Source organism: uncultured Desulfosarcina sp., from assembly GCF_963664155.2.
Lineage (GTDB): Bacteria > Desulfobacterota > Desulfobacteria > Desulfobacterales > Desulfosarcinaceae > Desulfosarcina.
Genome location: NZ_CAXXXH010000001.1, coordinates 1382696 through 1401749 on the forward strand (window position 1 = coordinate 1382696; position 19054 = coordinate 1401749).

Below are 19054 nucleotides of genomic sequence, written 5' to 3' on the forward strand. Positions count from 1 at the left end.
GGATCCGGTAGGGATTCTACCCATCCCTCAATACCCAATCGATCATTCGGCCTTTTCGTCCAGCCCCACCACATAGTCCACGATCTGGTTGATGGTACGGATCTCCATGGCGGCCTTTTTCTGTTCACGGGTCAACTGGACACCCAGCAGGATCTCGATTTCGCGCAGCAGTTCGATCGCATCGATGCTGTCAAATTCGTGGATTTCGCGCAGGTTGTCGTCCAATCCCGGATTTTCAATTTCGAATTGATCGGTAAAAATTCTGATAATCGCTTTTTCAATCTCGTCGCGTGTCATTCGGCAAACATCCTGTCGGTAAAATCAGTGAGCCCGCTTTCTACTACAAAACCAGGGATAATTCAAAGAGAGAGCGAAAAAGATGACAAATATTGAAATCCGATGGTGAATCATTGACGCTAAAGGTCCAGAAACGGCTCGAAATGGTGCCACTGGAAAGGATGGCGCCGAACGGCGTCTTCCAGCAGATCGGCGTACTGCTGGGCGGCCCGGGTCATAACGGATTCACGCTGGATGCGGTCTGCTGCCGGCACATGAAGGGGCGGCGAGGCGGAAAACCGGTAGTGGAATTTCTGGGTGCGCACGGCGAAAAAGACAAACAGGGGGGAACCGGCGGCCATCGCCAGAACATAAGGCGCCACGGGCAGACGGACGGTCTGCCCCAGGAATCGGACCGCAATGGTTCGCTGGTCCGCCTGCCATACCCGATCCCCGGTGATGGATACCAGGCCGCCGTCGCGGAGAAACCGGATGCCTTCGACGATATCGAAGGGGGACCCACCGGCATCATCCACACCGACGATGTGGATATCGCTCCCGCGGACAGTCCGCTTCTGCAGGCCTTCGATCTGTTCTTTCTGTTTGACGCCCATGAAAAGCAACAATTTCAGGTCCGGAAGCGTCTTTTTGAGCAACCTGGCCGCCACCTCCCAGTTGCCCATGTGGGACATGAGCAGAATGCCGCCCCGGCGCTCCATGGCATCCCGCAGACGCTCCCACCCGTCGAATTCAGTGGTGATTTTCCCCGGATCGGACAGCAGCAGGCGATCCCGGAACACGTGGGTGAAATCCAGGAACTGGCGAAACGTACACCAGCGGTGATAGGCCCGGCTTTTTCCGGGAAAAAGCGCCCGATAGAAGCGCATGCCCACCGCCACCCGCCTGGGAAAGAGAATAAAATACCCGGCGGCGATGCCTCCCGCAATCAGGCTGAAGAACCACAGCCCCAACAGACGGGTCAACAGGGAAAGGAGTCGATAGAAGAGGGCTTTCATAAGATTAACCGGACCGAACGCGTCTACCGACGGGGGGCCACAGGGTCGGCGTGAAGACCCGGCGGGTGATCAGCCGGCTGAAGACGCCGACATTGCGCATAAAATCGACGAACGGGTGAAAATGAGAGATCCGGGGAAGCGACGACCCGTAGTCAGCGGAGATGGTCACCTCTACCACCGGAATCCCCTGCCACGCGGCCCTGACCAGCACCTCCACTTCGAACTGGTACCGTCTGGCAACGACACCCAGGTCAATCGTTTCGGGCAGCGGGTAAATCCGGAATCCGCTCTGGGAGTCGTCCAGCCTGGGGCCGCCGGACACCCGCACCCAGAAATTGGAAAAGGCCCGGCCCTTGCGGCTGGTCCACGGGGCGTCGGCCATTTCGCGGCGGCCGGCCACGATGACCCGCCGGTTGGCGGGGATGGCCGCCATCAGGTTCAGGGCCTCCGCGGGGTCGTGCTGGCCATCGGCATCGATGGTGACGGCGTAATCCGCGATCCCGGCGGCCGCACGCATGCCGGTAACCAGGGCGGCCCCTTTTCCCCGGTTCAGCGGATGGGCCAGCAGGCGGATGCCGGGAACGGATCTCAACAGGGATGCCGTATTGTCGGTGGAGCCGTCATCCACCACGAAGACGGGGCATCCCAGCGACATCGCCTGGCGCGCCACCGCGGTGACCCGATCGCCGTGGTTGTAAGTGGGAATGATCACGGCAAACCGGGGTTTACCGGGCCGGTTTTCAGCGGATGCCGGGTCGGTGGTCATGGGCCTGTTGTGGTTGCGCCGTCTTCGTGCCGTAAAGGTACGCCGGCGGTCTCCCCGTAGAGAAAGACACGCTGGGTCTTCCAGATGCCCAGGATGCTGAACACCTCCTGATCGGCAAAGTATAGGGGGTCAACACCGTTTTGCCGGGCGATGTCGCCAAGGGCATTGGAGTTCACCCGGGCATACATGCCCAGACCGGTGAACGGCTCTTTGATCTCGATGATGCGGTCGGAACCGGGCGGGTGTGCCGACATCGGCGTGGACTTCAGGTCCAGCGTCAGGGGCAGCTTCACGTGGGTGTAGACCAGGCCCACCAGCGGCCCCGTACCGCAGCCGGACAGGCCCACCAGCATGGCCACCACAGCCGCCAGGAACCCGACGATTCCCGAACGGGCCGGCAGTCTTGAATCAGTCGCCATAAACCACCACCCGCCAGCGGGTATAGAGACCGAACAGGACGTTGAAGACCTCCTGATCCGCATGCCGCAGGGTGGTGATGCCGCCGTTGGCGGCGGCGGCGGCATAACTGGCATCGCCCCAGGCAAACAGCCACAACAGGCTGCGCGCCTCGGCCACCCCCGTCTTTTCACCCAGGGTGGTCCGGTCAAGATCCAAATCCAGGGGAGATTTCACATTCACATAAGCGCAGCCGGAAAGGACCATCAGGCCGGCTGCAACGATCAGCACCACTACCATTCGGGTCTGTTTCATAAGTGATCCTCTTGATTATTTTCTTCTTTATCCGTGCCCATTCAGAATTGGCAGGTTAGGGCTCAGGCCAAGGCCGCAGCGTTTTCGCAACCACAGGCGTAGCAGCGCTACGTCGAGGATTGCGCAAATGTGAGAACGCCGGCCTGGGCCGCAACCTGCCAATTATGGATGGGCACCAGCTAAATCAGGGCAAAACGCCACCCCCCACGTCCCCGGCCCCATATGCGCCCCGGCGGTCAGGGAAAGACGGCTGACGGTGATCGCCGCCTGCGGGAATTGCATCTGAATTTCAGGCCCAATGGCTTCTTGAACCCGCTGCTCGTTGTCGGAAAACTGCAGCAGGATAGTCAACCGACGGTCCGGCGAAAACCGCTGCTTCAAATACCCCAATGCAAAAGAGAGCTGGTCGGCGCGCTTTCTGACCGTGCCCACCCTGGCGGCACCGTCGGCTGTAGGACTGATCACCGGCTTGATGCCGAACAGGTCGCCGAAAAAGCCCTTGGAGGTGGAGATCCGTCCGCCGGCGGCCAGAAATTTGAGCTGATCCAGAAAAATAAGCTCACCGCAGCCGTCGATGGCCTGGCGGGCAAACGCCGCCACGACCTTCAGCGGCTCTCCCGACCGGGAAAACCGGGCTACCATCCTGGCGATAAGGCCTAACCGGCCGGATGCGGCGCCGGTATCCATCACCATGAAACGGTCTGCCATGCCGCGCGTCTCCCGCCAGTCGCTGGCAGTGGCAAAATTGCCCGTATAAACCGATCCCACGGTCAGGTACAGCACAGCATCATGGCGGCCCAGTACGCTCTGGTAGCTTTGATGCTTCTGGAAAACGGAGGCTTGGGCAGTGGATACCCGCCGGCCGGCAGCCATGGCCCGGTACATCCGGGGTGCCTCGAACAGGGTTTCCGGAACGCTGCGATCGTCCACCACCAGCTGACTGTCCAGCAGGGTGATGCCCAGCACACGGGCCTCCTCCCGGGTAATGGAGCCGGCCGCGTCGGTCATCACGTGAACCGATTGACTATCACCCCTGGAAAACGAAATGGCGCCACGGGGGTCCATGGGTTCCACCTGCCAATCGACAATTTCTCCGAGGGTCTCGATCCGCGACCGGGTTGCCTGCTGATTGCGGGTGTGGAGGTGAAGCCGGAGACGATGTCCGTCCGCAACGGCCACCACGCTTTCCCCCAGGCCGGCAGTTCCCGGCGCCAGTCTGGCTGAATCCGCCGCACGGATGATCGTGTTCACGCAATACCCCGGAAATTGCCCACCTTTGATATCGCCCGCCACATCCAGCAGGCCGGCAAATCGCTCGGTCACCGGCATCATATCCGCCGTCTCGCTTTCCAGCCGGCAGAAAAAACCTTCGAAGAAGATGAACATGCCCAGGGCACCGGCGTCCACCACGCCGGCCCGTTTCAGTTCCGGAAGCAGTTCCATTGTTGAGCGCACGGCCCCGTCCAGATGGTCGACGATGCCGTCGACATCGTGCTTGAAAATACGGGCCGGCCAGTTCTCCGTGGCCTGGACCAGGGCGTCGAACAGGGTCAGCATGGTGCCGGGTTTGGGATCGGCCACGGCATGCCACGCGGCATCCCTGCCGGCGGCGAACGAAGGCGGCATTCCGCCGGATTCCGCTTCCGTCAGAAACCGGCAAAAAAACGCGGCGGCGATATTGCCGGAATTACCCGTGGCTGATCGGATCAGCGCCTGGGGAAGCGCGGATGGAACACTCTTGGCGCCACCCAAAGGGCCGAGGCTGATTTTCAGGTTGCGGCCCGTGTCGCCGTCGGCAACGGGAAAGACGTTGATCTCATCCAGCAGGTCCGCCCAGGCGGCCACCCGCTCACAACCGGCCACCAGGGCACGGATGAAGGCCGGAGGAGTGAAGGATCGATCCATGGTCACCCCCCCAGTGCCCGGGTGATCTCCGGGGGAATTTCGAATTCCAGGGTCATGTCCGGAAGCTTCACCGCCACCTGTTCGCCCCTTCCCCGGGTGCAGATCTGGCCGGTGTCTGTGCGGCGGATCTCAAAATCCATGGCGATCTTGTAGCGGGCTTCAGTGACTGTCGCGCGACAGATGAAGGTATCGTCAAACCGCAGCGGCAGGATGTGCTTGATGGAGGACCGGGTAATGGGAAACACCATTTGCCGGGATTTGAGATAGCCGTAAAGATCGACGCCCACGGATTCAAAGAGGCCGAAGCGGGCCACGTCAAAGTACTTGAAGTAATTGCCGTGCCAGACCACCTGCATGGGGTCCAGATCGTGGAAAGGGACTTTCATCTGAATGTCGTGGGTGACGGCCATCCATCTCCTTGTTGCATGGCAGGTTCAATTCGATCTATTTTTAAAGGAATTCACAGGCCAGAGCAATACTAAAAGGGACAGGATAACCGGATTCCAGGATCCGGCAGGGCTACAACCTACGGAAACGGCCCGGCCGGAATCCTTCAGGCCACCGGCAATGGGAACGGCCGATTTTATGTGTTAAGAAAACAGCGCATCATACCTTATTATCCTTTTTCATCAGCCGTCACCGGTTACCTGAACGCAAGCGGATGTTTTGAAATCGATTTCATGGCGCCTAAGTCGGTGTGGTTAAACCTATTTTGTTCAGTTTCCGGGTAACCCGCTCCAATGAAAACGGTTTTTTGATGTAATCATCGCATCCAGCCTCGATGCTGGCCATGACGGTTTCCTGATCGGCATGGGAGGTTACCATCAGTATCTTAACCTGCTTGTCTTTGGGAATGGAATTCTTGCGTTCCAATATCCGTATCATTAAAAGCACTTCCGTCCCCCCCATGCCCGGCATCGATACGTCAAGGGTGATCAGGTCAAACGGTTCCCGGATTAACAGTGCTTGCGTGTACGCCTCAATAGCCGCCTTGCCGCTGTCAACGGCATGGCACACGCCGTAGTGCTGCAGGATCTTTTCCATTTTTTTTCGGCTGACCAACTCATCGTCCACGACCAACATTTTCATCGGCACCCCCTGAACCATTATGCGACCAGCAATTGGGCAAAGGCTTCGATCCGCTGGAGTTCTTTTTTCAAATTCTCAACTTTTTCGTTTGCTTGTGTCAATACCCCGGTCTTGCCGTCCTTCTCAAGGTCGGCCGCCGCGCGGGCCAGCGCATCGGCCGTCAGGTTGGAGGCACCCCCTTTGATGGAGTGGGATTCGCTGATGACGGTATCTGCCTCCCCGTTAGCCACCGCTTCGCGCAATGTTTCAATCTGGCCGGTCACGTTTGTAAGGAATCCGGTTAGGACTTCCATCAAAAATTCCCTGTCATTGTCGAACTCTTCAAGCGCTCGCACATAGTCCATTGGCGCCGCATCCGGATCGTGATGCGTTTTATTCGCTGAAGAAATGGACACGGCGGGCAGCGGATGCGCGGGATCAACCCACTTGGCCACCATGGAAAGCAGCTTGTCCTTTTTCAGCGGTTTGGAGATATAGTCGTCGGCCCCGGCGCTGAGGCACTTCTCACGGTCCCCTTCGAGCGAATGGGCAGTCATCGCGATAATAGGGATACGGCAGGTTTCAGTGCCGTCCCCCGTCTTGACCGCTTCCATCTTCCGGATGGTGCTTGTGGCCATATACCCATCCATGACAGGCATCTGGATGTCCATTAATATCATACTGTATTCATTGCATTCGTATGCCCTCACCGCCTCCTGGCCATTTTCGGCCAGATCGACCAGGAAGCCGGCGTGGCGAAGATGGTTCAACGCAACCTGCTGATTGGTCGGATAATCTTCGACCAAAAGTATACGAACAGGTTGATTTCTGTTCTCAACAATCGAATGCCGGGTCACCAGCCGTCTCGATGCCGGATCGGTCCCCTGGCAGAATCCACAGATCAACTTGATGGCCTGTTCGAGCTCGGCCATCTTGACGGGTTTGTGCAGATACGCGTTAACACCATGTTGACGGCATTTTTCACCGTCACCGATGGTGCCAATTCCGGAAAGGAGAATAATCGGAATCTCCTTCAGGTCGTCATGGGCTCTTATCCTGGCGGCTAACCCGAATCCGTCCATTTCAGGCATACGAATATCCGATACCAGCAGGTCAAACGGGCGCGACGATGCAACCGCGGCTTCTAATCCGTTCAAGGCCGCTATGGAGCCGTCGCACTCGTGGACCTCGCATCCGAACAGAGTAAGGTATTCCATGATGATCATTCTGGCAACCTCGATGTCATCGACGACCATTACCTTCAGGCCGGAAATTCCATTTTCACTTGGCTGCCGGGCCGAATTTTTCTCGGGTGCTTTTTCAAATACCGCCGTGAACCAGAAGGTGGATCCTTTGCCCGGGTCGCTGACCAGACCGATCTCTCCACCCATCATTTCGACCAGTTGCTTGGAGAGGGTCGTCCCGAGGCCGGTGCCGCCATACTTGCGCGTGGTTGACCCGTCGGCCTGGGTGAACCCCTCGAAAATGGATTCCTGGCGATCCAAGGGGATGCCGATTCCCGTATCGGTAACTTCGAAGTGAACCCTGACGTGGTTTCCCCGATCCTGTACCGTTTTCGCCCGTATAATGATCTCGCCGGCTTCAGTAAATTTCAATGCGTTGCCGGCCAGGTTGTTCAACACCTGGCGGAGCCTTCCCGGATCGCCGATCAGACGCGAGGGAACACCCGGAGAGACGAACGAGGCAAACTCCAACCCGTTGTTTTTCGCTCGCATGGCAATGCTGCTGGTTAAATCTTCGATAAGCCGCCGGAGGTCAAAGGGCGTGTTGTCGAGTTGAAATTTTCCGGCTTCGATCTTGGAGAAATCGAGAACGGTGTTGATCATTTCAAGGAGGTGGCTGGATTCCTTATCGATGGTTTCGATGATCTTGCGCTGCTCCGCCGTAAGCGTCGTATCCATGGCTAGCTCGGCCATGCCGATGATGCCGTTCAGCGGGGTGCGAATCTCGTGGCTCATATTGGCAAGGAACTGGCCCTTGGCGACGTTGGCCGCCTCGGCAGTAATTTTCGATTGGTGCAGTTCCTGTTCGGCACGTTTGCGGTCCGTGATGTCAATGAATGTCTTCAACAGCACCGGCTCATCGTCAAGGGTCAGTTGAATAACGCTGTTCAGAATGGGAATCGTTTCTCCGGAGCGGGTCTTGAGGACCCACTCGCACCGGTCCATTTCCCGGCCTTCATCCATCACCGGGCATTCACCCGTTTTTGAGGGGCTGAAGGTATCGTGACAGACCTGCCCCTGAACCGCTTCCTGTGTTTCGTAGCCCATCAGGGAAAGCGCGGATTGATTGGCATAACGAATCACTTTGTCGATGCCGACAATGACCACGCCATAAGGCATGGAATCCAGGATTGTCTGCAGCACGGCTTTTGAGCGCCGAAGCTGGGAGGTCTGGTCCGCTACCATGCCCTTGAGGTTGTCACGATGCTGGACCAGCTCTGCTTCGATCTGTTTGCGGTGGGTAATATCCTTGACGATGCCTCGGAAGCCGACGGGTTCCCCCTCGCTGTCGTTTTTTATGGAAGCGGACGTTTCTACGTGAACCACCGTGCCGTCCTGCCGGGTGAGGACATAGTAAACGGCCTTTTCCGGCAGCCCGGTTTTATATACGCGGGAAAACATGTCGACGACACCGGAAATATTGCCTTCATCCACAAATGCACTATAGTTCATGCCCAGAATTTCATCCCGGCCGATTTTGACAAGATCACAGAGCGCCCGGTTGCAGAAAGTGATGTGTCCTTTGAGATCCACCTCAAAGAAGGCATCGTTGATCTCCTCCAGGATCGTCCTGTATTTCTTTTCGCTCTCCTTCAGCCGTTTCTCTGCGGTCTGGCGGGATTTGAACAACCCGTCAAGGTCGTCTTTAATCATCGAAATAGCGTCAAAAACGGGCAGAAACGGATGGGACGGATCGATTTCAAGGCGACTTCCCACGCCGGCCTTCTCCCATTCGATACGCCCGACAAAATGCATCAGGTCATCGACATAATCCTGCGTGGTGCCTTCGGCCGACATGAATCGGTCGGACGGTTTTCCCGGATCGTTGGCATCCGAAGCCGTTTTCCCCTGCCGGTCCAGGCTGACCAAATCGGTGGCCTCGGTAAAATCGTCTACCAATCGGACACCAAAGGGCACGAAACTGATGCCCATCAGAATGGCTGCCCGAAGGAATCGATTGGCGCCATAGATGACAAGCTGCTGGAAAGGGGATTCCTTGTAGAGGGATTTGAAGCCTTTCAGGTGCTGCTTTCGGGTGCTTAAATCCTTTACGCCGGTTCCCTCGACACCGTGCACCAGGTAAAAAGAGCGGTCGCCCGGACCCAGGGCACGTATGGCTTCCCGCTGGGCTTCGAAAATGGGCGCTATGTATTCCTGCGTTAAGACGCCCTTTGCGACACAGTGGATGATATTCGGCTGGATTACCTCCACGGAAAAATGAAAATCGTCAAAGTGGAGTCCCCTGGAAAATCCCCGGGGTGAAGCGACCGGCAAGGGCGCGTTTTTTTGAGCCGGCCGTTCGGGCAATCGGAAAAAATCGACACCGAGCAACTCCCCGGCTCTTTTCAGGGCCAGTTCATAGGTATCCAGCAACTCGACATTGAAATTCATGATGTGCAGGGCTCTGCCCAGCCGCACACTCAGGTTCATCTGGAAAGTCGTGTTATAAAAAATCACGGCCAGAAGATGACGGTCCTGTTTGGCAAAATAGTCGATGTACGTTTTCCGTGCGGCGGAATCAGCCCCCTTCAGTTCGGAATAATCTTCCAGAAGAATATATTTGTGATTCTCATGCGGTTTGGCGGCAAAGATGCCGTCCATAATGCGGCAATATTTCTGCACCCCAGCAAGGTCCGTATAACCCGTTGCCTTGGTCGTAATCAAAACGCCTGCAATCACCCCCGTGGTGTAGGCATGCTGCTTTGAGACATAAAGCCAATCCGCCTGGCGAACAATCGGCAGGCCGGTCTCCGGGCAGGCAAGCTGGTATGCATGAATTTTTTCTACTGCTGCCGATGAATATCTCAATTCCTTTTGACGCATAACCCCTCGTGTCTCAGTTCGTTAAAGAACATCTCTGCAGGCAGCGGTCGATGCAGTCGCTTTCACGGTTCAACCCGGTGTCCAAAAATGGATGCCTGCCTGGGCAAAAGGCCAAATTGCTTTCGCCACACAACGCTACTATCGGCATCATGTCTGTTTTCTTGAAGGGATGAATTTAGCGGAAGGCAAGGGAATCGGTCAGTGCATAATCGGGGACTAAAGCCAACGGGGGGAAGGTGGTGCCGATGGTTGCGGTCATGGGCGAGTACGACCTGGTTTTTAACCTTGATTTTACTGATGCGGAAAGCGCCTTCGCCATCAGCCCCGACTAGTTCCGCAACTTCCGGGCCTCAACGGGTTAATCGTGATCCGGGCATGACACCCGGGGAGGATCAATGCTGTCCGTATCAACTTAAAATAAGCCGCCGCAATCCGTCGCCGGCGCACGTGCATATGGAAAAAGGCCAACCGCCGCAAAGGGGGGTTGGCCTTTCACACCCGGCCAACCGATCGATCTTCAGCCGGGCGCCGCTACTTTTCCTGCCATGTCGGCTGGCGCTTTTCCAGAAAGGCCGAAACCCCCTCTTTGGCGTCTTCGGTGGAGCACAGCCGGGCAAAGGCCTCGTTCATATAGGCAAACGCTTTGTCGTAATTCAGGTCGGCGGCGGCATAGAAAGCCGACTTGGCGTTCTGAACGGCAACGGGGCTCTTGTCGGCCAGCACGGTAGCCCAGCGCCGGGCTTCCATCTCCAGGTCGGCCGCCGGCACCACCTTGTTGATCAGCCCCATGTCCAGGGCTGCCGGAGCCTTGAGCAACTCCCCGTAAAGCAGCATTTCCATGGCCCGCTTACGGCCCACGGAGCGCGTCACCGGGATCACTGGCCCCACGCAGTTGAGGCCCACATTGATGGCGGTCAGGCCCATGCGGGCGTTGTCGGCGGCAATGGCCAGATCGCAGGCGGCGACCAGGCCGGCCCCATTGGCCGCTGCCACGCCGTGTACCTGGGCAACCACCGGTTTTTTCATGCGGCTGATGGTCACCAGGGGGGTCTCCATGCATTCGATCCACGCCTGGTATTCCATGGTGCTCTTGCCGAAGAAATCGCTCACATCAATGCCCGCGCAAAAGGCCTTGCCCGCACCTTTGAGGATAATCACCCGCACCGCCGAATCGCCCTCCAGTTGAAGCAATGCGGCGGTGAGTTCGGATGCCAGGGTCAGGGTAAAGGTATTGAGGCTGTCCGGACGGTTCAGGGTGATTTCGCCGATGTGATTCTCCAGGATGTCGACAATAACGGTTTCGGCCATTTCAATCCTCCTTTGGCGGTGATGGGTTAAAACATTCATGCAGCACAGCGTTGGGTCCGATGGCCGCCGGTTGAAAAGCCGCCACCGGGTGCATCCGGATCGGATCCGTTGCCCAGTTTTCCCCTGTATACCAGAAAAGGGAGGCGGATGCCTCCCTTTTTTAAAAACCGGCAATGAATGAAAAACCCACCCGTTTCAGCGCTTGCCCCATTCCGCATCCCGGAGTTCGATGCGGCGGATCTTGCCGCTGACGGTCTTGGGCAGTTCGGTCACGAAATCGATTTTGCGGGGGTATTTGTAGGGTGCCGTGACTTTTTTCACGTGGTCCTGAAGTTCCCTGGCCAGGGCGTCGCTGCCCTCGAACCCGGGAGCCAGGATGACGAAAGCCTTGACGACTTCACCGCGGGTGGGGTCCGGACTGGACACCACGGCCGATTCGGCCACCGCCGGATGCTCGATCAGGGCGCTTTCCACCTCGAAGGGGCCGATCCGGTATCCGGACGTAAGAATCACGTCGTCGGCCCGGCCCACGAACCAGAAATATCCGTCTTCGTCCACGTAGGCCCGGTCGCCGGTAAGATACCAACCGTTGCGGTAGCTGGCCGCGGTGCGGTCCGGCTCTTTCCAGTACTCCTTGAACAGCCCCACGGGACGTTCGGGCTTGACCGCCACGGCAATGTCCCCCTCGGTGTTGGGGGGCAGCACGTTGCCCTGGTCGTCGATGACCTTCAGGGTAATGCCGGGGGTGGGCTTGCCCATGGAGCCGAAGCGCGGCTCGATGCAGGGAAAACTGCCGCACAGGCAGACGGTTTCGGTCTGGCCGTAGCCGTCGCGGATCGTGCAGCCGGTGGCCTTTTTCCATACCTCGATGATCTCGGGGTTCAAGGGTTCGCCAGCGCCCACGCAGTGGCGCAGGGAGGGGAAGGTGAACCGGCTCAGGTCCTGGAGCACCAGCATGCGATAGATGGTGGGGGCGCCGCACATGGTGGTCACGGGGTACCTGGCCAGCAGGTCCAGCGTGGTGAGGGGGTCGAAACGATCAGTATGGTGGATGAACTGGGCCGCCCCCTGGCTCCAGGGGCCGAAGTAGCTGCTCCAGGCGGCCTTGGCCCAGCCGGTATCGCTGATATTCCAGTGCATGTCCTCGGGTTTGAGGTCCAGCCAGTATTTGCCGGTTACCTGGTGGCCGATGGGGTAGGAAGCGTGGGTATGAAGGGCCATCTTGGGAAAACCCGTGGTGCCGGAAGTGAAATAGACGATGCAGTTGTCGTCGCTTCTGGTCCTGGCGGTCTCGAAATCAGCCGGCGCGGCGCTCACCGCATCGGTGTAGAACGTCCAGCCGTCTCTGGCCTGGGTGATGACGATTTTGCTCTTGACCGTGGGACACGCGGCGGCCACCTCATCGAACCGGGCGGCGATCTCCGGGTTGGTGATGATGCAGACGGCCTCCGAGGTGGTGGCCCGGTATTTGAGGTCCTTGGCGGTCAGTTGAGTGGTGCCCGGGGCCACCACGGCACCCATGCGGATACAGGCGGTGAATGCTTCCCACCACTCGATGTTTCTCGGCAGCACCATCATGACCACGTCACCGGGTTTCACGCCGCCGTCGGCCAGGACATTGGCGACCTGACGGGAGGCCCGGCCGACGTCCGCGAAGGTCTTTTTGATTTCCGTGCCGGCGTCATCCACCCAGAGCATGGCCAGCTTGTCCGGATTTTCGGCCCAGCGATCGATCACGTCGCCGGCAAAGTTGTAAAAATCGGGTACCTGCCAGGTGAAACGGCTGTATTCGATGTCATAATCGGTCATGTTGGGCAGTTGGGTCATGGTCTTTCCGCCTCTCTGTTTGAATCGTTGCAAGGATACCGGCGACGACGGTGTGTCCCACCATCGGCAAGGTTGCCGGGTGCAGGGGCCAGGGATGTAATTATCAAGCCTGTTTTACCGATTGGTGTTTACTAAGGCGGCCGGAATAATACCATCGGCGGCATGCCGATTTTATTGTGAGCCCGAAGACCTACCCGGCGATGGGAAGTTTTCCGATCGATCATCGGTTTTCCGCCTACTGGATTCCCCCGCCAACGCGTGAAACGTTCCCGCCTGCGCCTAAATGGCGCAACCGGGAACGTTTCACGCGATGACCCGACGATATTGATTTTTACATGGCCCATTCATTCCAAAGCGCCGCCACACCAACCTTTACAATCCCTGCCGTTGGTGATAGTGCATGCTCTTGCGACGCATCGGGAAGACTTTCACCGATAGCCGAAAACCCGAAAAAAGAACCGCAATGGAATGATCAGATGGAATTTACCCCCGTCATCGGCCTTGAAGTCCACGCCCAGCTGAAAACCCGGACCAAAATTTTCTGCGGCTGCTCCACCGCCTTCGGTGCCCCCCCCAACACCCACACCTGCCCGGTGTGCCTGGGGATGCCCGGCGTGCTGCCGGTGCTCAATAAAAAGGTGGTGGACTACACCATCAAAATGGCCCTGGCCACCCACTGCGCCGTTCAGCCGGAAAGCCGGTTCGCACGCAAAAACTACTTTTACCCGGACCTGCCCAAGGGCTACCAGATCTCCCAATACGAACTGCCCATCGCCACCAACGGCTACCTGGATATCGAGGTCGAGGGCAGATCCCTGCGCATCGGAATTACCCGCATTCACATGGAAGAGGATGCCGGTAAGCTCATCCACGATCCGGACCGCCCCATCAGCCGGGTGGACCTGAACCGGACCGGTACGCCGCTGATGGAGATCGTCAGCGAGCCGGACATCCGCAGCCCCGAGGCCGCCGGCGAGTACCTGCGCCGGCTCCGCGCCATCCTGCGCTACCTGGACATCAGCGACGGCAACATGGAGGAAGGCAGCTTCCGCTGCGACGCCAACATTTCCATCATGCCCGAGGGGTCGACGGTCTTCGGCACCCGCACTGAAGTGAAAAACCTCAACTCATTCAAGCACGTCGAAAAAGCCCTCTATTATGAAATCGCCCGCCAGAAGGAGATCCTGCTCGATGGCGGCCAGGTGGCCCAGGAGACCCGTCTGTGGCAGCCGGACAAAGGGCAGACCGTATCCATGCGCGGCAAGGAGGATGCCCATGATTATCGCTATTTCCCCGATCCGGATCTGCTGCCCCTGGTGGTCGACGACGCCTGGGTCGACCGCATGCGCGCGCAGATGCCCGAGCTGCCGGCCCAGCGCCAGGCCCGGTACATAGCCGACTACGGTCTGTCCTCCGCCGATGCTAAGGTATTGACCGGCAGCCGCGAACTGTCCGACTATTTCGAGGCCTGCCTGACTGAATTCGACCAGCCCAAAACCGTGGCCAACTGGATCATGGGCGACCTGCTGGGCCTGCTCAACGCCAAGGGGGTGGAGATCGAAAATACACCGGTCTCACCCGAAAACCTGGCCGGCCTGCTGAAGCTGCTGGATGCGGATGTGATCAGCGGGAAAATCGCCAAAACGGTCTTCGAGGCCATGGCGGCAACCGGCCAGCCGGCTAAAACCATTGTCGCGGAAAAGGGCCTGGTCCAGGTATCGGACACCTCGGCCATCGATCCCGTCGTCGATGCGGTCATCGCCGGCCACCCCAATGAAGCCGATCGCTATCGCGGCGGCCAGAAAAAGCTCATGGGGTTTTTCGTCGGCCAGGTGATGAAGCAGACCCGGGGAAAGGCCAATCCGAAGGTAGTGAATGAGATACTGAGGAAGAAGTTGGGATAAAAAAGGTGGGATTAAATGGGCACGAATTAATGCATTTGGAATGCCGCAAAGATAAATGGTCAAATAACAATATTCAAATGACAAATTCCAAATAAATCACAATGACCAAATTCCAAATATCAAAAAAGGCCGATCTTCATTCCCGTTTGGAATTTCGATATTGAGATGTGGAGTTTATTTGGAATTTGGATCTTGTGATTTGTAATTTCTTAAATCGTCATCTTTTTACTGCTAAGAGACAAATCAAATAATTTATCAAAATGCCCGAAATCAGCAATGAAAAACCTTATGATCTTGAAGAAAGAACATTCCAATTCGCCAAAAAAGTGAGGCTTTTTGTAAAAACATTGCCCAAGACGATTGCGAATATCGATGATGGCAGACAACTGGTCCGAGCTTCAGGTTCGGTGGGTGCGAATTATATATAAACCAACGAATCTTTGAGCAAAAAAGATTTTTTGATGCGAATCAAAATCAGTCGCAAGGAAGCCAAAGAAAGCGCTTATTGGCTCAAGCTAATAAATGAAACAAACAATTCGCAGAACATCCATGAAGCCAAAGATTTGATCCAAGAGGCACTGGAACTGAAGAAAATCCTTTCATCAATATTGGAAAAATCAAAGTAGTTGCCGACCGCCGAGATTCTCTATTGTTTGAGATTTTGATATTGTGATTTGGAATTTATTTGAAATTTGGATATTGTAATTTGGAATTTTTTAAGTCTCCCTGGTTAAAAACAACATTCAGATACAGGAGCCTCCATTGAAGAACCCATCATATCGTCTGATCCGCAACACCCTATTGACCCTATTCTCCCTGCTGCTGCTTTTCGCCGCCGCTCCGGCCCTCGCCGCCCCTGCGCGGGTGGCCATCCTCCCCTTTGACGTGCATGCGGAAAAAGACATGACCTTTCTTCAGGAAGGCATCCTGGACATGCTCGGATCCCGACTGGCCTGGCAGGACAAGGTGGAGGTGATCAATAAGAGTGAAACCAAAGCAGCCCTGGCATCCGTGGAAGGATTCGACGGCCAGAGCAGGGCGCTGCTGGTGGGCGGGAAGCTCCAGGCGGACTACGTCCTTTTCGGCAGTCTGACGGTGTTCGGCGAGAGCGTGAGCATCGATGCCAAGATGGTGGATGTCAGCGGCCGGCAGGCCCCCCTGCCCTTTTTCGCCCAGACCCGCGGCATGGGCGAGGTAATTCCCCAGATCAACCAGTTCGCCACCACCATCAACACCAGCGTATTCGGCCGCGAAGTGGCCCAGCGGCCGACGGCGGCCCCGGCACCGCAGACGGGCAACGTCGCGGCACCCCAGGTCCAGCCGGCATCCCAGGCGCAAAACCCGCGTATGCATCCGGAAAAAATACTGATCTCTGGCGGCACCCAATCGGATTCAACGCCCATCATTGCGAGTCAGGCCGATACACCCAATCCCGCCTTTCTTTCCACCGCGCCGGCGGGAGCTGTCGGCGGCGGCAGTACGACCTGGAAAAGCCGGAATTTCAAAAAACTGATCACCGGGCTGGATGTCGGAGATGTGGACAATGACGGTTTCCAGGAAGTGGTGCTTCTCACGGACAAGCTGGTTTCCATTTATCGCATGCAAAACGGCCAGTTTCTTAAGGTGGCCGAAACCGCGCCTACCCGCACCAGCACCTATATCGGAGTAGATATAGGCGATGTCAACGGCAACGGGATACCGGAAATCTATGTCAGCAGTCTCGGCCCCAATAAAAACACCGTGGATTCTTTTGTCTTGGAGTACACCGGGAAAGAGTACAACCGGATTTACGGTCCCGACAACTGGTACTACCGCATCGCCCGGACCATCGACCATGGTGTCGTTCTGCTGGGACAGCGCCAGCTGACCGCCGATAACAGCGTTTTTACCGAGGCGGTCCACGAAATGATCTGGCAGGGCAGCAGCATAGTACCCGGCACACGGCTGTTGTCCGGTGGCAAGACCAACCTTATCGGAGGAACGTACGGTGACGCGACCAACAGCGGGAATAGCCAGATCCTGGCTTACGACAGCTCCGATCGGCTGCGTCTTTACAGCGGCCCGGGTGAAGCAGACTGGGAAGACAGCGATATTTCCGGCGGCAACCTGCTTTTCTATACCCCCCGAAAAACGGAACCGGGGTATGAGAAAAAGATCTACTATCCCATGCGGGTTCGAATTACCGATATCGACCGGGATGGCAAAGCGGAAATTATGATCGCCAGCCACGAGGACAGGCTGAGAAATATGCTCGAGAACCAGCGAAGCTTCAATAAAGCCCATTTGGAGTGTCTCCAATGGGATGGCGTTACATTTGCTTCACAATGGAAAACCCAGACCGTCAAAGGGCGCATCGCCGATTTCAAAGTGGCCGATTATGATAACGACGGGCAGGATGAACTGCTTATCGCCCTCGTTACAAAGGAAGGTGCCGCGATCTTCACCGATTCTATCAGCAGACTCATTGGTTTTGATCTGAATCAGCAATAACGATGTAAAATTTCCGATACGTTTAGAAAGTAAAACCGCCGCTTGACCTTTAGAAAAGCGGCGGTTTTTTATTCTCATTTCGGGTAGCATCAAGACGCTTTCCACTTTTGGTGGCAACATGATATAGGCAGCGACTTCTCTTTATGATAGCGTCAGGAATTTTTCACACTTTTGAGTGCGGTGGCAAAATGGTTCAGGCAGCGGCTTCTTCTTTCTCCATCTCCTTGAATAATTCCATATTCAGATAGCGGCGGGTTCCCCAGCGGGTACCGGCAATATGGCGAAGCCAAAAGCTCCCCACGCATAAGGGCTGAATTGTCATCGGGAAAGGCACCCGCCGCTCAGGTTCGTCGCCGCACCTATCCCAGAATGCGTTCCGCTTTTTTTCAAGCGCGAAGGGTTGCGGATATCATTGCGAAGGGAGGCCGTAAGGGTACGATCATTTGAAGAGGCCGGATGACGCCACCCCTGTGGAAACGGCCGAGAACCACAAGGCCGGGAAATACGGAAACCAGCAAAAAAAAACCCGGGGCAGTTGCCCCGGGTTTTTAATTTTTGGTGCATCTAATCAGACAGTCATGAGAACGCCTGCTTAGAAGTTGATCTGCCACTTGGCGCCGAAGTAAGTGAAATCACCATAGTCTTCGTCAAACGCTTCGTAGTCCACCTTGCCGATTTCAGGAACGATAAAGAAGCCGGGAGCGATGTTAATGGTGGCATTCACGTAGTACTGGGTGGCATTGACATCTTCGGAATCGTCAATATCCCACTCGTAGGACTGATGGCCGTAGCCAGCCTCGATGGTGATCATATCGGAAGCTTTGAAGCCCAACACGGCCAGATAGCCCAGAGCGTCGCTGTCAACCAGGTCACCATTGGCATCAACGCCCGCATTGTTGGTTGCGAACATATCAGCGTCGCCATTGTAAGGAGCCAGGAAGCCGGAAGCGCCGTAGTTGCCCAGGTTCTGGCCCATATGGACACCTAAATTGAAGAAAACAGGACCGAAGGTCACGCCGCCACCGACGCCGACAACATAGGAGTCGACATCTTGATCATCACCGACGTCAGCATCCAGCGTGTAGGTCTGGTAGCCACCGAACACGTCGACGAAGAAGGCGTCGGTTTTGAACTGGTAGGAGACCTCCATTTTCGGCAGGTCGACATCGACATCGCCGGCATAGGTCAGAACATCGTCGGCAGTTTCATCGTAGTAGTCCAAGCTGGTCAGCGGCTGAATCAGGGCCACCTTCAAGGATCCCATGGTCCACTGGACCATGGGTTTGCGGCCGACGTAGAACTGGCCGACGCCCAGCAGGTCACCGTCAGCGCCGTACACGCTGTTGGAGTAGAAAATGCTGCTCGGGGGCTCGGTCTGGCCAAACAACAGCTGGCTGCCGTTGCCCAAGGTGTAGGTGCCATACAGGTGTCTCACGTTGACACCCGTGCCGTATTCAAACCGGCCGCCAATCTCGTCGTTGACCTTCACGTTGGCGCCGATACGGCTGTTGCCCTGCTGATTCCAGGTAGTGTCCTCGTCATCGGCCTGGGCACCGTCAAATCCGATGTCATTGGAGTCCCGCCAGGTCTGCATACGGGAGCTGCCGTAGAAGCTCCAGTCGGCTGCCATGACTGGTGCGGCAAGGCAGATAATCGCAAAAATAATAAACAGTTTTTTCATCTTGGTCTTTCCTCCTTAACGGAAATTCATCTGGT

At 56.7% G+C, this 19054-nt stretch carries 16 protein-coding genes; 3 read left to right on the forward strand and 13 right to left on the reverse strand.

Going from position 1 to position 19054, the window contains the following annotated elements:
* Positions 1-42 precede the first annotated feature (42 nt).
* The 11 genes from ACHZBS_RS06155 to ACHZBS_RS06205 form a co-directional block, all read right to left on the reverse strand.
* The gene (locus ACHZBS_RS06155) at positions 43-297 is read right to left on the reverse strand and encodes a phosphopantetheine-binding protein (RefSeq protein WP_319405645.1); all 255 of its coding nucleotides are present in this window, start codon (positions 295-297) and stop codon (positions 43-45) included.
* A gap of 119 nt (positions 298-416) precedes the next feature.
* The gene (locus tag ACHZBS_RS06160; RefSeq protein WP_319405646.1) at positions 417-1292 is read right to left on the reverse strand and encodes a lysophospholipid acyltransferase family protein; all 876 of its coding nucleotides are present in this window, start codon (positions 1290-1292) and stop codon (positions 417-419) included.
* A gap of 4 nt (positions 1293-1296) precedes the next feature.
* Entirely contained in the window at positions 1297-2058 is a 762-nt protein-coding gene (locus tag ACHZBS_RS06165; RefSeq protein WP_319405647.1) for a glycosyltransferase family 2 protein, read from the reverse strand.
* A complete protein-coding gene (locus ACHZBS_RS06170) occupies positions 2055-2477 on the reverse strand; it encodes a hypothetical protein (RefSeq protein WP_319405648.1) in 423 nt (140 codons plus the stop codon). The genes ACHZBS_RS06165 and ACHZBS_RS06170 overlap by 4 nt, the downstream gene beginning before the upstream one ends.
* Positions 2467-2769, reverse strand: a complete 303-nt coding sequence (locus ACHZBS_RS06175; protein WP_319405649.1) for a TRL domain-containing protein — start codon at positions 2767-2769, stop codon at positions 2467-2469. The genes ACHZBS_RS06170 and ACHZBS_RS06175 overlap by 11 nt, the downstream gene beginning before the upstream one ends.
* A gap of 162 nt (positions 2770-2931) precedes the next feature.
* The gene (locus ACHZBS_RS06180) at positions 2932-4674 is read right to left on the reverse strand and encodes a DegV family protein (protein ID WP_319405650.1); all 1743 of its coding nucleotides are present in this window, start codon (positions 4672-4674) and stop codon (positions 2932-2934) included.
* Between the two features lie 2 nt (positions 4675-4676).
* Entirely contained in the window at positions 4677-5084 is a 408-nt protein-coding gene (locus ACHZBS_RS06185; RefSeq protein WP_319405651.1) for a thioesterase family protein, read from the reverse strand.
* A 277-nt stretch (positions 5085-5361) separates the two neighbouring features.
* On the reverse strand, positions 5362-5763 hold the full coding sequence (locus tag ACHZBS_RS06190; protein WP_319405652.1) for a response regulator: 402 nt from the start codon (positions 5761-5763) through the stop codon (positions 5362-5364).
* Between the two features lie 17 nt (positions 5764-5780).
* Entirely contained in the window at positions 5781-9809 is a 4029-nt protein-coding gene (locus ACHZBS_RS06195) for a response regulator (RefSeq protein ID WP_319405653.1), read from the reverse strand.
* Between the two features lie 531 nt (positions 9810-10340).
* Positions 10341-11117 carry an enoyl-CoA hydratase-related protein gene (locus ACHZBS_RS06200; RefSeq protein ID WP_319405654.1) on the reverse strand — a complete coding sequence of 259 codons (777 nt, stop codon included), beginning with the start codon at positions 11115-11117 and terminating at the stop codon, positions 10341-10343.
* A 195-nt stretch (positions 11118-11312) separates the two neighbouring features.
* Entirely contained in the window at positions 11313-12944 is a 1632-nt protein-coding gene (locus ACHZBS_RS06205) for an AMP-binding protein (protein ID WP_319405655.1), read from the reverse strand.
* A 476-nt stretch (positions 12945-13420) separates the two neighbouring features.
* Here ACHZBS_RS06205 and gatB point away from each other — a divergent pair, with 476 nt between their 5' ends.
* From gatB to ACHZBS_RS06220, 3 genes are all read left to right on the forward strand, one after another.
* Entirely contained in the window at positions 13421-14848 is a 1428-nt protein-coding gene (gene gatB / locus ACHZBS_RS06210) for an Asp-tRNA(Asn)/Glu-tRNA(Gln) amidotransferase subunit GatB (protein ID WP_319405656.1), read from the forward strand.
* Between the two features lie 440 nt (positions 14849-15288).
* Positions 15289-15474 (forward strand): four helix bundle protein, encoded by a 186-nt coding sequence (locus ACHZBS_RS06215; protein WP_319405657.1) that lies wholly within the window; start codon positions 15289-15291, stop codon positions 15472-15474.
* 136 nt (positions 15475-15610) lie between these two features.
* Positions 15611-17338, forward strand: a complete 1728-nt coding sequence (locus ACHZBS_RS06220) for a VCBS repeat-containing protein (RefSeq protein ID WP_319405658.1) — start codon at positions 15611-15613, stop codon at positions 17336-17338.
* A gap of 193 nt (positions 17339-17531) precedes the next feature.
* On the opposite strand, the gene ACHZBS_RS06225 is transcribed toward ACHZBS_RS06220, so the two are convergent.
* Both ACHZBS_RS06225 and ACHZBS_RS06230 read right to left on the reverse strand, forming a co-directional pair.
* Entirely contained in the window at positions 17532-17660 is a 129-nt protein-coding gene (locus tag ACHZBS_RS06225; RefSeq protein WP_319405659.1) for a hypothetical protein, read from the reverse strand.
* Positions 17661-17930: 270 nt separating this feature from the next.
* Complete coding sequence (locus tag ACHZBS_RS06230; RefSeq protein WP_319405660.1) at positions 17931-19019, reverse strand: hypothetical protein; 1089 nt, start codon at positions 19017-19019, stop codon at positions 17931-17933.
* Between the last annotated feature and the right edge of the window lie 35 nt (positions 19020-19054).

Excerpts from the sequence above, each read along its gene's own strand:
- ACHZBS_RS06155 (WP_319405645.1), bottom strand. The coding sequence starts at position 297 with ATGACACGCGACGAGATTGAAAAAGCGATTATCAGAATTTTTACCGAT.
- ACHZBS_RS06160 (WP_319405646.1), bottom strand. The coding sequence starts at position 1,292 with ATGAAAGCCCTCTTCTATCGACTCCTTTCCCTGTTGACCCGTCTGTTG.
- ACHZBS_RS06165 (WP_319405647.1), bottom strand. The coding sequence starts at position 2,058 with ATGACCACCGACCCGGCATCCGCTGAAAACCGGCCCGGTAAACCCCGG.
- ACHZBS_RS06170 (WP_319405648.1), bottom strand. The coding sequence starts at position 2,477 with ATGGCGACTGATTCAAGACTGCCGGCCCGTTCGGGAATCGTCGGGTTC.
- ACHZBS_RS06175 (WP_319405649.1), bottom strand. The coding sequence starts at position 2,769 with ATGAAACAGACCCGAATGGTAGTGGTGCTGATCGTTGCAGCCGGCCTG.
- ACHZBS_RS06180 (WP_319405650.1), bottom strand. The coding sequence starts at position 4,674 with ATGGATCGATCCTTCACTCCTCCGGCCTTCATCCGTGCCCTGGTGGCC.
- ACHZBS_RS06185 (WP_319405651.1), bottom strand. The coding sequence starts at position 5,084 with ATGGCCGTCACCCACGACATTCAGATGAAAGTCCCTTTCCACGATCTG.
- ACHZBS_RS06190 (WP_319405652.1), bottom strand. The coding sequence starts at position 5,763 with ATGAAAATGTTGGTCGTGGACGATGAGTTGGTCAGCCGAAAAAAAATG.
- ACHZBS_RS06195 (WP_319405653.1), bottom strand. The coding sequence starts at position 9,809 with ATGCGTCAAAAGGAATTGAGATATTCATCGGCAGCAGTAGAAAAAATT.
- ACHZBS_RS06200 (WP_319405654.1), bottom strand. The coding sequence starts at position 11,117 with ATGGCCGAAACCGTTATTGTCGACATCCTGGAGAATCACATCGGCGAA.
- ACHZBS_RS06205 (WP_319405655.1), bottom strand. The coding sequence starts at position 12,944 with ATGACCCAACTGCCCAACATGACCGATTATGACATCGAATACAGCCGT.
- gatB (WP_319405656.1), top strand. The coding sequence starts at position 13,421 with ATGGAATTTACCCCCGTCATCGGCCTTGAAGTCCACGCCCAGCTGAAA.
- ACHZBS_RS06225 (WP_319405659.1), bottom strand. The coding sequence starts at position 17,660 with ATGACAATTCAGCCCTTATGCGTGGGGAGCTTTTGGCTTCGCCATATT.
- ACHZBS_RS06230 (WP_319405660.1), bottom strand. The coding sequence starts at position 19,019 with ATGAAAAAACTGTTTATTATTTTTGCGATTATCTGCCTTGCCGCACCA.